The organism is Terrilactibacillus laevilacticus (genome assembly GCF_006517395.1).
Lineage (GTDB): Bacteria > Bacillota > Bacilli > Bacillales > Sporolactobacillaceae > Terrilactibacillus > Terrilactibacillus laevilacticus.
Map to the genome: position 1 here is coordinate 467,375 of NZ_VDCY01000001.1, position 13,990 is coordinate 481,364.

Sequence of the window (13,990 nt, forward strand, 5' to 3'; positions counted from 1 at the left end):
CGAAATGTATAGTGAATTGAAACATGGCTCTTATTTAGAAGAAATGACAGATCATATTGAAAAAAAGATTGCAGAACGTTTCGATGAAATTGAGAAAGTTGCACAAACGAATCAATTTAAAGTTCTTCAAAGTTTTCGTGAACATCAAATTAGCGATTCCCACTTGAACGGGTCAACGGGTTATGGATATGACGATTTTGGTCGAGAAGGATTAGAGGCTATCTACGCGGATGTATTTGGCGGAGAAGCTGCACTAGTGAGACCACAGTTGATATCAGGCACACATGCCATCACTGTGGCTCTTTTTGGTGTGTTGCGTCCGGGTGATGAGCTCATGTATATCACTGGGAAGCCGTACGATACGTTGGAAGGTGTTTTAGGTATAAATGGAAAAGGTCAAAGTTCGCTTAAAGACTTCCAAATTGAATCAAGAATTATCCCTTTGAAAGATCATAAAATAGATACGGAGAAAGTGATTCAATCTATTTCTTCAAAAACAAAAGTGATTGCCCTGCAGCGTTCCTGCGGGTATGCGAGAAGGCCTTCTTTTCACATTGATCAGCTTAAAGAAGTCATACAATGTATCAAAAAAGCTCATCCAAACGTTATTGTTTTTGTTGATAATTGTTACGGTGAATTTGTTGAATTAAAAGAGCCTTGTCATGTTGGTGCAGATCTCATAGCAGGTTCATTAATTAAAAATCCGGGTGGTGGATTAGCTAAAGTAGGAGGTTATATTGTAGGTAAAGAGCATCTTGTTGAGCGATGTGCGGAAAGACTAACTGCCCCGGGATTGGGAAAAGAAGTGGGCCCAACTCTAACACACCTATCTGATATGTATCAAGGCTTTTTTCTTGCACCACATGTCACTAGCCAGGCTTTAAAGGGAGCCATATTCACAGCGGCTTTGATGGAAGAGTTAGGTATGTCTACAACACCAAAATGGGATACTAAACGAACAGATCTTATCCAATCAGTCACTTTTGAGAATGAACAAGATATGGTCACCTTTTGTCAAGGTATTCAAATGGCTTCTCCCATTAACTCACATGTGACCCCGTATCCAAGTCCAATGCCGGGTTATTCAGATAAAGTGATTATGGCTGCAGGAACCTTTGTTCAAGGAGCAAGTATAGAATTATCTGCAGATGGACCAATCCGGCAGCCTTACACGGTATTCGTTCAAGGTGGTCTTACCTATGAGCATGTTAAAGTGGCATTGATTACCACGTTAGATCAACTGATGAGTCAGTGGAAATAAATATATCATCGAAAAAGGTTGTTAACTTCTGCTTAAGGGCTAAATTTGAAGAAAATATGTCGAAAATGAAAAAAATTATCAATTTATCATATTTTTTCTGTAAGAAAATGTAACATAGTTTGACATCATATTTTGCGTACCGTATAATATTAAATGTTGAAGGGGGGTTTGAATATGGACGATCGTCTACGTCGTTCAATGCCTTTATTTTCAATGGGTATTGTTCAAAACCTAACTGGATTAACTGCTCGCCAAATTCGTTATTATGAAGAGAATGCCTTAATAGAGCCCGAACGAACAGAAGGAAATAGGCGCGTCTTTTCGTTTAATGACGTTGAGAAGTTGCTAGACATCAAGTCTTTATTGGACGAAGGTGTGAACTTGGCCGGTATTAAGCACGTACTTAGTTCAAAACCTGTTGAAGCCAATCAACCCCTAAATGTTGTAAAACAAAAGAAGTCTGACTTATCTGATGCTGATTTAATGAAATATTTAAAAAGCGAATTAATAAATGCAGGTAAGTTTGGGGATCAAGCAGCGATACAAGGAGAATTCTCGAGGTTTTTTAACCAAAAATAATTCCTTTGTATAAATGGTTTTACTAAAAAAAGATAAAAGATTTTGGGGAGGATCACACATGGCAAAGAATTATAGCAAGTCAGACATTCTAAAAATTGCTAAAGAAGAAAACGTAAGATTTATTCGTTTACAATTTACAGATTTATTAGGAATCATAAAAAATGTTGAAATTCCTGTCGATCAATTGGAAAAAGCTCTCGACAATAAAGTTATGTTTGATGGCTCGTCAATTGAAGGATTTGTTCGCATTGAAGAATCAGATATGCTTTTATATCCTGATTATAATACTTGGGTGGTCTTCCCATGGACTGCTGAAAAAGGTAAAGTCGCACGTATGATTTGTGACATTCACAATCCAGACGGAACACCTTTTGCAGGAGATCCACGTAGTATTTTGAAAAGTCAACTTAAAAAAATGGAAGAACTTGGTTTTACTAGTTTCAACATCGGACCAGAACCAGAATTCTTTTTATTCAAAGTTGACGAAAAAGGTGAACCAACTCTTGAATTAAACGACCAAGGTGGTTACTTTGATTTAGCCCCAACTGACTTAGGTGAAAATTGTCGTCGTGACATCGTTCTTGAGCTTGAAGACATGGGATTTGAAATTGAAGCTTCTCACCATGAAGTAGCTCCAGGACAACACGAAATTGACTTTAAATATGCTGATGCGGTTACAACTTGTGACAACATCCAAACATTTAAATTAGTTGTTAAAACAATTGCACGTCAACATGGCTTGCATGCAACGTTTATGCCAAAACCTCTCTTTGGAGTGAACGGTTCAGGTATGCACGCAAACATGTCATTGTTTAAAGGCAATGAAAATGCGTTCTACGATGAATCTTCTGCTGACGGTTTAAGTGAAACAGCTAAACAATTTATTGCAGGTATCGTTAAACACGCTCGTGCGTTTACTGCAGTAACAAACCCAACCGTCAATTCATATAAACGTTTGGTGCCAGGTTATGAAGCTCCAAGTTATATCGCTTGGTCTCTCAGAAACCGCAGCCCACTTATTCGTATCCCAGCGTCACGTGGAGTGGGAACTCGTATTGAAGTACGTAGTGTTGATCCTTCCACAAACCCTTACTTAGGTATGGCTGTATTACTAGCAGCTGGTCTTGATGGAGTAACATCTAAAGCAACTCCACCGGCTCCAGTTGACCGTAACATTTATGTTATGGATAAAGAAGAACGTGAAGAACTCGGAATTCATGATCTTCCATCAACGCTTAAAGAAGCTCTTGATGTCATGAGTGGTGACCCTGTTATCACTGAAGCTCTTGGTGAACACGTTCTTACTCGTTTCCTTGAAGCTAAAGAAATTGAATGGGATATGTTCCGCACTCAAGTTCACCCTTGGGAACGTGATCAATACCTCAACTTATATTAATAATAGATTAAGAGAATCCCTTGATACATTCGTATCAAGGGATTTTTTTCTATCTTAAAGGAGTCGAGATATGAATACATTTTAAAATTAGTAGCAATAAAATGCACCAACAATAATAAGCAAGATAAATAGAACAACGATTAAGGCAAATCCATTGCCGTAACTATTTCCACCATCGTATCCCATAAAAACACCCCCTTATGATTATTCAGTATAAGATATGCAATAAATGACATAACCGAAAGGTATAAATGCTGATAAAGATGAAAACCGTGCTATAGAACTCAACAAACACGATTATCGGGCTTTTGAATAGGATAAAGAAAGAGCAAATATAGTAGGAAGGGGAATTTTAATTTGAATAAATGGTTTAAATATATATTCATACTGGCCTTCTCCTTCGGGGTCGTTTTTTTATTTATACCAAGTAGTTTGGCAGAAAAGCCCGATGCTGACTTTATAGATGTATCCCACCACAATCGACAAAGCGGCTTACCGCTTGCCTTCTATCAAATGATAAAAAATAGCGGAACAAAAAGTGTTGTTGTTAAGGTAAGCGAAGGAACTTACCATGTTGATCCTGCGGCAAGCGTTAACATCGCGAACGCAAAACAGGCTGGTTTGGTCGTTAATGCTTATCACTTTGCTCATTACAATAGTCATTTGAAAGCCAAATTAGAGGCCGACTGGTTTGATAAAAAATTAAGATTAGTCGGGTTTAATAAGACAAAAGATGGCTATGTTGTTGTTGATATTGAAGCTATGAATCTATCGCAAAGCCCAAAGAAATTAACTGGGTATACGAACACATTTATTAAAGAGATGAAACGATTAGGATATCCTAAGGTTGATATATATACTGGTTCTTATTTTTATAATAATCGCTTAGATCCCGAATCTTTAATTATTACGAAACCTTGGCTAGCCTCTTATCCCAAAAATCCAATAAAAAATAAACCAACAGCAATATTTAGTCATGGAAAAGGCGCCTGGCAATGGACAAGTGACTATTATTTCTTGGGATTGAAAAACTATGGGAATTTTGATGCGAGTGAGGATTATGCGGGAAAGTATACTAAGCAAACCCAATCATCTACTAAGGGGGTTAAACAAATAAAAACGGTATCCCTCGTTAATTACATGAAATCCAAAAACATGAATCCTTCATATAACAATCGTGTGAAATTAGCCAAATCCTATGGTATTATCAATTATTCAGGGACCGCGTCGCAAAATATCGCTTTACTTTCAAAATTGAAGTCGGGTGTTAAACCTGCTAAAGTCAATATAAGTAATAGTAAGCTTACAACAAAAACGACCACAAATTTAAAGACTAAACAAACCTTCTATAAAGTCAAGTTTGGGGATACTTTAAGTGAAATTGCTTCTAAATTAAGAACAACCGTATCTAAATTAAAGTCTGTAAATCACATCAAAAATGCGAATATCATCCGTATAAACCAAAGGCTAAAAATTCCTCGATCAAATTCAACATCTTTAACCACGTCTAAGAAGTACTATAAAGTCAATAGAGGAGATTATCTAGGTAAAATAGCCATTAAATACCATACTTCGGTAAGAAAAATTAAATCATTGAATAGCTTGAAATCAGATATCATTTTTCCAAATCAAAGGTTAAGAATTAAATAATGTAATTCGCTTTTATTCATTTATCTTTATTCCTTATAATTAATAAAAACGATCGAGGGACCGGTTGTTATGATACCAATACTAGATCCAAGAAAATAGCCTGTTCCAATAGTACAGCCAACCCCCAATAATGGTAAATACGACCATTGTGATTTATTCTTTTCATTCAGATTATTTGTGATCCTGGAGCACAGGAAACCAATTGTAATCCTCCGAGTTTTACGACTCTTGACTAAAGGATAGTTACATTTTTATTTTGATACATGACTTTTGTGAAGGTCTATCTTGCTCTAGATCATGTTATCGATTATTATCCGAATAGCGATAGGGTAGAAAGGGGGATAATAGGGTCATAAATTGATTCTAAAGGGAGAATGGGTTAATGCACGAAGATATGCACTATAGTGATGATTATAAATATATACCGATGACGTCTATAAACTCGGGTTTAGGTCAGGAAGTGTTAAAAGATCTTTATTGTTATACCATTCAGATCGTTAATATTTGTTTTGTGGGTAATCCAGAAAAGAATGATGAGTGGATTTTGATCGATGCGGGAATGCCCAAATCAGCTAATAAAATTGTTTGTGAAGCAGAAAATAGGTTTGGTTCTAAACCGCCTAAAATGATGATTCTCACTCATGGGCACTTTGATCACGTCGGAGCGATCGTTGACTTGGTCAATTATTGGCACGTTCCAGTCTACGCGCATGAGTTGGAATTACCTTATTTAAAAGGACAAAGAAGTTATCCAGAGCCAGATCCAACTGTCGAGGGTGGATTAATTGCTAAAATGTCTGCCATACTTCCACATGACCCCATCAATTTAGGAAAGCATGTCCAGGCTTTACCAGCAAATAATCTTATTCCTGAAATGCCAGAATGGTGCTGGATTCATACTCCCGGACACACACCAGGGCATGTATCATTATTTAGAAATAGGGACCAATCTTTAATTGCGGGGGATGCTTTTATTACTGTCAAACAAGACTCCTTGCTTAATGTCCTTGTTCAAAATTTAAAAATTAGTGGCCCACCAAGATATTTAACTATGGATTGGCAGAAGGCATGGAAATCAGTAGAAAAATTACAAGCTCTAAAACCAAAAGTAGCGGTTACTGGTCATGGTATGCCTGCACAAGGCGTTACACTCGAGGATGGACTGACAACTCTTGCAACAAATTTTGATCAATTAGCCATTCCGGATTACGGTCGTTACCTGAATTAATCACTTCTTTCGACTTATATAAAAATTAACCCATTAGAGTACGAATACCCTAAGTCCCGAAGTAAATACCAAATGCAATCAGCGATAATCCAGATAGTATGGAGATCACTTTTAAAGTCCATAGGTTTAATAAAAGTCTTAGACCACTTGTTAGAACAGCTACCGTAAATGCCCTAACCAAAAAGTATCGATAATGGGCTTAAAATCAACAACAAAAAACTGATAAAAGACAGGAAATATTGAATCCTTCTTTCTGTTATCTATTAACGTGAGCTTGTTTAAATTTAGAAGACCTTCATGATCAAGACTCAGAATCTTGAGGAGGGGGTCTTACTTATCGTTAAAGCGTGATAAAAAACTTTAAGTAGAGTAAATAAGAAAAAGGATAGTAAGCTTGCAATCAACACAGAAAAATACCCCTAATCGTTATCAGGGGTATCATTAGGAACGGATGAATAATCAATGGCATGTGGAAGTACTTTATGATTAGTTCCGCCCATAGTTTTATTATTAACCCATTTTCTTTATTGTATTCCTTAATTAAGGAAGTCCATATAAAAAAAGATCACGTTGAAAAGAAACTTATGTTATAGCTTTTATTTAATTTTTATTCTGTGATTGTCAAATGATGTAGAAATTGGGCAGGAATCTATAGCCGTCATGTAGAATATTAAATATATGAGAAATTTCAACTAAAAAATTATAATGGGCTGATAGGTTAAATGATGACTGTGAGGATGATTTTATGTGGTTGACCGATTATATTATTTTACTCATTACCATGCTTGTTTCCATGATGATATTCAAAGTGCTTTTTCATGGATTAAATAGAAGTATTTTACATCTTTTTGGTCCGTTGCAAAAACGAACCAAACGGTTAAAAAATAAAAAGAGAACCCAAAATATTATTTTTTATCTCCTTATCATAGGTTTCCTCATGATATCAAATACCGTTGATCTAAATAGCCTGGCATCAGGAATTATCATGGGATGTCTTATTAGCTTAATTGAAATCATTTTTTATGATGAGAAAATCACTTCATAGTTTCCTAGATTGATTGGTGTTAAATATTGAGAGCCTCAATTTCCTGTATAAGGCGTTGTTAAATATAGCTCTCAGTTGCCTTAAGTTGAAATCAACAGCTACATGTTTGATCGCCGCTTATAAGAAAGAAATGACTGAATCCTTCATATAGCCTTCCCGCATTTGTAATAACTCAATTAATACCTCTTTATCCTTATCCAAATTTCAATATGATACAATATGATTAGAACTCTAAGAACAGGGGGAATCGTCATGGGTTTTGTATCAGTTGTCGCAACTAAAGATTACTTGAACGTTTTGAGTGATGGTCTACATACTCAAGATCAAAAAGATGGGGAAATAACGATATTAAGTGAAGATACGCCTCATTTCATAAAGATTAGCCCAGACCAATTCTTTGCTTTTACAGGCGATAAAGGTCTCTTTGATCAAATAAAGAAAGAGCTTGTCTATCAAGACCATGGCTATGATTTAATTGACCTTGTTCATACATATCATACAAAAATCAGCAAAATTCCATATGAAAAAGCGCCTATTTTTATTACTATCGGAGGTTTAGATGATAAGCGAGATATGCAAGTTTTTGCTTTTTCAAATGAAAATAACACAGATAAAAGTTGGCTTCATTATACACCTAAAGAGAATGATTTATGCTGTACGTTTATGGAAAGTAGCCAGAACATTGATCAAAAGAGTCACCAAAAAATCACCGAAAAATTCAAAATCTATTTGGGAAAGTATGGAACAAACACAGCGAATAAAGCATCTAGAGCTCAACACGATTTAAACGCTTATGTGGCCTCTATCGATTCGACTGTAAACAAAAAAACTTTTCAACTCACAATTAAAAAGTAACTTTAGAGATAAATCAAGGGAGACTGGCGCGGATTATTGCCGAGAAGCCCGGCGATCAAATATTAATAGTAGTAAGAGGTTGAAAAATGACAAAAGTAGTAATTGCTGAGAAACCATCTGTCGCAAAAAATATTGCAGATGCTTTAAAGATTAAGGGTAGGAACAATGGGTATTTTGAAGGTAATGGATACATTATTACATGGGCTTTTGGTCATCTTTTGCAACTTCTTGATGCCAAAGATTATGATGAGAAGATGGCCAAATGGCGCATGGAAAACTTTCCCTTTATTCCACATCGTTTTCGATACAAAGTAAAAAGTGATCCCCGAAACCGAGGAAAAGAAGACTCTGGTGCAAGAAAGCAACTAAAAATCATTTATAGTTTAATCAAACGTCATGATGTGGATATGATTATATCTGCCTGTGATTTTGATAGAGAGGGTCAAATTATTGGAGATACAATCATTTATAATCTTAAGACCCAGAAACAAGTATATCGTCTTTTATTAAATGAGTGGACACCGGACGAAGTGTTAAAAGGACTTCAAAATATTAAGCCTAATACTGAAATGAGACCTCTTCAAGCCGCTGGTATAAGCCGCCAATGGGCTGATTGGGTCATTGGCATTAATTTAACATCAGTGGCTACATTAAAGTATCAGAAGGGATCTGGAAAGGCTCTAAATATTGGAAGGGTGCTGCTTCCTACATTAAAAATCATTTATGATCGAGATAAAGAAATAGAAAATTTTGTTCCAGAGGATTATTTTAAATTAGTAGCTACTTTTAAAACAAAAGACGATATAGAGTACGAAGGTACTTATGTGGAGAATGAAAAGGAAAAATTTAAAAGTAAAGAAACTCTGAAATTAATACAACAAGCGCTAATCAATCAAACAGCAACGATTCTAGACAAAAAAGTTGAACGTAAAAAAGAATATCCTCCATACTTATTTAACCTTTCTAACTTACAAGGTTTTATTACTAGTAAATACAAAGGCTGGACTTCAGATAAAGTCTTGAAAGTAGCCCAATCCCTTTATGAAAAAAAATATATTACGTACCCACGTACTGCAAGTGTGGTGTTAGAAGAAAGCTTAGTGGATAAAGTAGCAAAGGTACTCAATAATTTAAAAAAAGGGCTGCCGTATGAAAATGAAATTACATTTGCAAAAAAGAAACGTGTTTTTAATAATTCAAAAGTAGAGAGCCATAGTGCCATCATTCCAACCTATTTACTTCCAAAATCATTAACGAGGGATGAAGAAATCATCTATCATGCTATTAAAAATCGTTTTATCATGCAGTTTATGCCTATTGCTGAGCATGAAGAAACTAAAATAATGACCAAAGTTAATAATGATAAAATAAAAGGTCTGTTTACATCAAAAGGGAAAGTTCAGCTTGTTGAAGGATGGAAAAAGGTTGAGAAAATTGAATCTAAAGATACTATCCTTCCTTTGGTAAATATAGATGAGGTTGTTAATATTATAGATCACAAATTGACATCTCATGTGACGAAACCACCTAAGCATCATACAGAAAAAACGTTACTAAGAGTTATGGAAACATGCGGCAAGGGCAAAGACAAAGAGGATGAAAACAGTGAAGAAATGATGGCCGCTATTTTAAGCGGTTATAGTATTGGCACTCCAGCTACACGTGCAGAAATAATAAAAAAACTTAAAGATGTAGGCTACATGGCGTCTCAAAATAAAAATTTAATTTGTACTGAATTAGGTAGAAAATTAGTTGAAACATTTCCTGTAAAAGAATTATTTGATTTGGAATTTACAGGTAGATTAGAAAAAACATTGTCAGATATCGAGAAACAAAAGTTTACTAAGGAAAATTTCTTGAACTTAATTTTTGACTTTACAACTAAGTCTGTTAATACAATTAAAAACGACAAAGATATTATTATTAATGAAGTGACTAAAGAAAAGAAATCAATTAAGGTTCTTGGAAAATGTCCTCTTTGTGGTCATGAAATTATAGAGGGGCAAAAGGGCTTTGGTTGCAGTAACTGGAAAAATGGTTGTAAATTTGTCATATGGAAAAACGATAAATTTTTAGCATCGATGAAGAAAAAACCAACAAAGACAATGGTGAAAATGCTTTTGAAAAATGGAGTAACGACAGTCAAAGGTTTGACAAGTAAAAAAGGTAATAAATTTGACGCAAATCTAAGATATGAGAAAAATCCTGATAATGAATATTTTAGTTGGAAGATGGAATTTATTAAAGAGGTTGTTCAAAAAGTCAACAAATGATAAGCTACGAATTCTCGACGCCCGCTCGTTTTTCCCGTCCTCAAAACAGCGCCGCCTTGATCTTCTTGCTTCTAATTTATCGCCTTTTTGAACACGTATTTAAAGATAATAAATAATTTCATTCTGAACCTCTCATGACTAAAGTCACGAGTGTTCTCGGATATTTCATAAAATTTCTCTCTATTATTTACGCCTCTACGTGAGGCTTTTTTTATCGATTTTTTTGGCTTAGCAATGACCTATTGTTAATATCTTGAATATCTTAAACACTTTGATTTTGATACGATATTGCGTTATAAAAATCAATCTTGCTAGTTTTTCTAAATAGAGAGATTCCTTAATTTTCACGAGAAAATGATTAGAAACCACTAAATTTGGGCATATGAATAATAACTTACAACATAAGGAGGCAAAAGAATTATGGGCTTTATTTGGTCATTAATTATAGGAGGAATTTTAGGTTGGTTAGGAAGTTTAATTGTTGGACGAGACGTCCCTGGAGGTATTATTGGTAATATAATTGCCGGATTTATTGGTTCTTGGTTAGGGAACTTTCTACTTGGCCAATGGGGACCGGAAACAGGTGGATTTTACATTTTCCCTGCATTAATTGGGGCAATCGTGTTGATCTTCATTCTAAGTCTAATACTAAGATCATTTAAGCGAAGAAATGCCTAACGTTTAGTTGTACATTAATTATGAAAAGACAAGAAGAAAAATTTTCTTACTTCTCTTCTTGTCTTTTCTAATATAGGATATATAAATTACCATAACTTGGTTTAATCGATGTATTCTCTAAAAATTCAACATTAAACAATTGAACTACGGGTCATTAGATACTTTTCTAATGAAAAATCCTGGATCAACATAGAAAATATTCTACAAATTATAAATTTGGTCGTGACTTTAGTAATTTAATATGTTAAATTAATGAAGTAGTAAAGTAATGACCCCTATTGAATAAGCCCTGCTCCCTTAGGGCTTATTTTTATTATTTATAATTCAATTATGTTATCTAAAGTATTATATTGGTTGTATCTAAAATATCAAAATAAATAAAAATGATTAAGCTTGTGGAGGTTGTATTCTACAAGCTTATTTTATTTGAGAAAATACGTTAAAGAGAAATCAATCGTAAATTCCAGACTCTTTGGGCCTGATAACAATCGAAAATGGATTGGCGTGATATTGATTATGACGATGGGAAGTAAACCATATATTCGAACTTACGTGAATGTAGATGAAAATATTAGAAAGAGCAAATCAATATATGATAGATAGGCTATCAGAAGTAACACGTTTTGAGGCAGCTTGTACTTGATATTGTAGGTATTGACCATCTGACTCATTCCCTTAAAAAGGCTATTGAGTATTTTGGAAAAGCTGAACATGGTCAACTACGATTCGTAACTAAATTTCATCACATCGATCATTTACTCGATGCCAGACACAAAGGAAGGACCCGTTTTCGTTTTAGTGTAAATGCAGACTACGTCATAAAGTATTTTGAGCCTGGTACATCACCGTTAGACTATCGAATTGAAGTTGCACGTAAAGTTGCAAGGGCTGGGATATCCACTTGGATTTATTGCTGCACCTATTTATATTTACGAAGGTTGGAAAGAAGGCTATAGAGAACTCTTTGAAAAACTCGACTCAGAATTACCAACAGAATCAAGAAATGATATAACATTTGAGTTGATTCAACATAGATTCACTAAACCTGCAAAGCGCGTTATAGAAAAGAATTACCCTAAAACAAAGCTAATCATGAATGAAGATGAGCGTCGATATAAATGGGGAAGGTATGGGATTGGCAAGTATATATATCAAAAAAATGAAGAGCAAGAACTTCGTGAGGCATTAGAAGCTATATAGATCACTTTTTCCCTGAAGCAAAAATTGAATATTTTTCTTAGTAATTCATATATATCTTATAAAAATGATGATCATTATCGTAATTAAGTAGGATACAAAAGGCGAGTGAATAAGTTTTCACACGCCTATCGAAGGGAATTCAAATACGGTTTAATTTTAATAAAAGGAAAATTGCCCCAATAAGAATAAGTAAAATAAATAGAAAAGCGATTAAGGTAACACTAAAACCTCGAACAAATTGAGCGGATGATAAACAACTCCTTTTTCTTACCCCTTGGTTCCTGTGTTCTTCTTATATAATAATATGTATCTATTTTATGAGATGGATAGGCAAATTGACAGGAAAAGAGAAGATAAAAAGGGATATGTGGTACCATTTTGAATGCACCCGAATCATTAATGGAAAAATGTTCAACCTATTAATGAATATCCCGGAATACCCCGATGACTTTTCCAAGAATCACACAATCATTTAATATGATAGGCTCCATTGTTGGATTTTCTGGTTGAAGCCTGACATGGCCTTTTTCCTTATAAAAGCGTTTAACAGTAGCCTCATCGTCTTCCGTCATTGCAACAATTATTTCACCATTATCGGCACTTCTTTGTTGGCGAACAATGACTTTATCTCCATTCAGAATGCCCGCTTCAATCATACTATCCCCAATGACATTTAAGACAAAAACATCATTATCGTTGACCATTGTCTTTGGTACAGGGAAATATTCCTCAATATTCTCGATCGCAGTAATAGGTAGTCCAGCAGTCACTTTACCGACAACAGGGACGTGAACGACGTTATTTTCTTCTGGTGTAAAACTAGCAGATGAATCATCAAGGACTTCAATAGCACGGGGTTTTGTTGGATCTCTTCGGATCAATCCTTTTTTTTCTAAGCGTGAGAGATGTCCATGAACGGTAGAACTGGAAGCGAGTCCTACAGCGTCACCAATCTCTCTGACTGAAGGGGGATAACCTTTAGTTTGAACTTCGTGTTTTATAAAATCAATGATATCTTGTTGTCTCTGAGAGAGTTTCATAATTATTTCATTCCTTTCACTGCACTCAAAATTTCCACTATTATTATAACATGTCGATTTAACGAACACAAACATTCGTTCGAAAAAAATACAAACAGTTGTTCTTAAAAAATATTGACACAAACGGTTGTTCGTAATAAACTATAAACGAACAAACATTCTTATTTATGGGGTGGTTAATGATGCATTCAACAACTCAAAATGTCAAAGGGACTTCTTTCATTATTATATTTGTTTTTCTTATTCTTTTTATTTCTTTCTTTACGGCAAGGACCATTCTGGCTAATAGTCCTGATCAATATAAAACAATTACCATTAATAGAGGAGAAACGTTATGGTCAATTGCCAAAACATATAAAAATGATACTCATGGTTTTAATACGAATGAGTTTATTAATTGGGTTGTAAGAGAAAATGATATTGACAATGACCGATTAAAGTCGAATCAAAAGATCATTATACCGGTATTGAAACAGTAGCCTTGCATATCCATCTCCTTTACGATAAGCTATTTTCAACTTAATGTAAGGAGAATATATATGCTGGCTAAAGAAAAATTAAAACGAATTTCGGAACTAAGTAAAAAGTCAAAACTTGAAGGATTAACGATAGAGGAAAAAAAAGAGCAACAAGCTCTCAGGGAAGAGTATCTTAAAGCGTTTCGAAAAGGATTTCGGGATCATTTACATACCATCAAAGTAGTAGATGAAGAAGGGACAGATGTGACCCCATTAAAATTAAAACAAAGTAAGGAACGCCGATCAAAGAATTAGAAGATTATTTTT

13 protein-coding genes and 2 pseudogenes are annotated in these 13,990 nt (G+C 34.7%); 12 read left to right on the forward strand and 3 right to left on the reverse strand.

Annotated features, from left to right (window positions below; all coding sequences use genetic code 11):
- Positions 1-4: 4 nt before the first annotated feature.
- The 3 genes from FG390_RS02070 to glnA all read left to right on the forward strand — a co-directional run bounded on the left by FG390_RS02070 (position 5) and on the right by glnA (position 3,236).
- Positions 5-1,261, forward strand: coding sequence for a methionine gamma-lyase family protein (locus FG390_RS02070; RefSeq protein WP_141189351.1), 1,257 nt, complete (start codon positions 5-7; stop codon positions 1,259-1,261).
- A 174-nt stretch (positions 1,262-1,435) separates the two neighbouring features.
- Positions 1,436-1,840, forward strand: a complete 405-nt coding sequence (locus tag FG390_RS02075) for a MerR family transcriptional regulator (protein WP_141189352.1) — start codon at positions 1,436-1,438, stop codon at positions 1,838-1,840.
- Positions 1,841-1,898: 58 nt separating this feature from the next.
- On the forward strand, positions 1,899-3,236 hold the full coding sequence (glnA, locus tag FG390_RS02080) for a type I glutamate--ammonia ligase (protein ID WP_141189353.1): 1,338 nt from the start codon (positions 1,899-1,901) through the stop codon (positions 3,234-3,236).
- Between the two features lie 87 nt (positions 3,237-3,323).
- Here the strand turns inward: glnA and FG390_RS02085 are convergent, their stop codons facing one another.
- The gene (locus FG390_RS02085) at positions 3,324-3,422 is read right to left on the reverse strand and encodes a YjcZ family sporulation protein (protein WP_141189354.1); all 99 of its coding nucleotides are present in this window, start codon (positions 3,420-3,422) and stop codon (positions 3,324-3,326) included.
- Between the two features lie 171 nt (positions 3,423-3,593).
- On the opposite strand from FG390_RS02085, the gene FG390_RS02090 reads away from it, so the two are divergent.
- Positions 3,594-4,886, forward strand: coding sequence for a GH25 family lysozyme (locus FG390_RS02090; RefSeq protein ID WP_141189355.1), 1,293 nt, complete (start codon positions 3,594-3,596; stop codon positions 4,884-4,886).
- 44 nt (positions 4,887-4,930) lie between these two features.
- Here the strand turns inward: FG390_RS02090 and FG390_RS16190 are convergent.
- Positions 4,931-5,068: pseudogene (locus FG390_RS16190) on the reverse strand (amino acid permease); the annotation flags it as partial.
- Positions 5,069-5,268: 200 nt separating this feature from the next.
- Between FG390_RS16190 and FG390_RS02100 the strand changes: the two are divergent.
- The 6 genes and pseudogenes from FG390_RS02100 to FG390_RS02125 form a co-directional block, all read left to right on the forward strand.
- Positions 5,269-6,114, forward strand: a complete 846-nt coding sequence (locus tag FG390_RS02100) for an MBL fold metallo-hydrolase (protein ID WP_141189356.1) — start codon at positions 5,269-5,271, stop codon at positions 6,112-6,114.
- A gap of 745 nt (positions 6,115-6,859) precedes the next feature.
- Positions 6,860-7,159 carry a hypothetical protein gene (locus FG390_RS02105; protein ID WP_141189357.1) on the forward strand — a complete coding sequence of 100 codons (300 nt, stop codon included), beginning with the start codon at positions 6,860-6,862 and terminating at the stop codon, positions 7,157-7,159.
- A gap of 252 nt (positions 7,160-7,411) precedes the next feature.
- Positions 7,412-8,014, forward strand: coding sequence for a hypothetical protein (locus tag FG390_RS02110; RefSeq protein ID WP_141189358.1), 603 nt, complete (start codon positions 7,412-7,414; stop codon positions 8,012-8,014).
- A gap of 86 nt (positions 8,015-8,100) precedes the next feature.
- Complete coding sequence (locus FG390_RS02115; protein WP_141189359.1) at positions 8,101-10,287, forward strand: type IA DNA topoisomerase; 2,187 nt, start codon at positions 8,101-8,103, stop codon at positions 10,285-10,287.
- 420 nt (positions 10,288-10,707) lie between these two features.
- On the forward strand, positions 10,708-10,965 hold the full coding sequence (locus FG390_RS02120; protein WP_141189360.1) for a GlsB/YeaQ/YmgE family stress response membrane protein: 258 nt from the start codon (positions 10,708-10,710) through the stop codon (positions 10,963-10,965).
- Between the two features lie 519 nt (positions 10,966-11,484).
- Positions 11,485-12,206, forward strand: a pseudogene (locus FG390_RS02125) (SPL family radical SAM protein); the annotation flags it as partial.
- A 378-nt stretch (positions 12,207-12,584) separates the two neighbouring features.
- On the opposite strand, the gene lexA reads toward FG390_RS02125, so the two are convergent.
- Positions 12,585-13,208 carry a transcriptional repressor LexA gene (lexA, locus tag FG390_RS02130; protein WP_141189549.1) on the reverse strand — a complete coding sequence of 208 codons (624 nt, stop codon included), beginning with the start codon at positions 13,206-13,208 and terminating at the stop codon, positions 12,585-12,587.
- Between the two features lie 176 nt (positions 13,209-13,384).
- Between lexA and yneA the strand changes: the two genes are divergently transcribed.
- On the forward strand, positions 13,385-13,684 hold the full coding sequence (yneA, locus tag FG390_RS02135) for a cell division suppressor protein YneA (protein WP_181406325.1): 300 nt from the start codon (positions 13,385-13,387) through the stop codon (positions 13,682-13,684).
- A 60-nt stretch (positions 13,685-13,744) separates the two neighbouring features.
- Entirely contained in the window at positions 13,745-13,978 is a 234-nt protein-coding gene (locus FG390_RS02140; protein ID WP_141189362.1) for a DUF896 domain-containing protein, read from the forward strand.
- Positions 13,979-13,990: the final 12 nt, after the last annotated feature.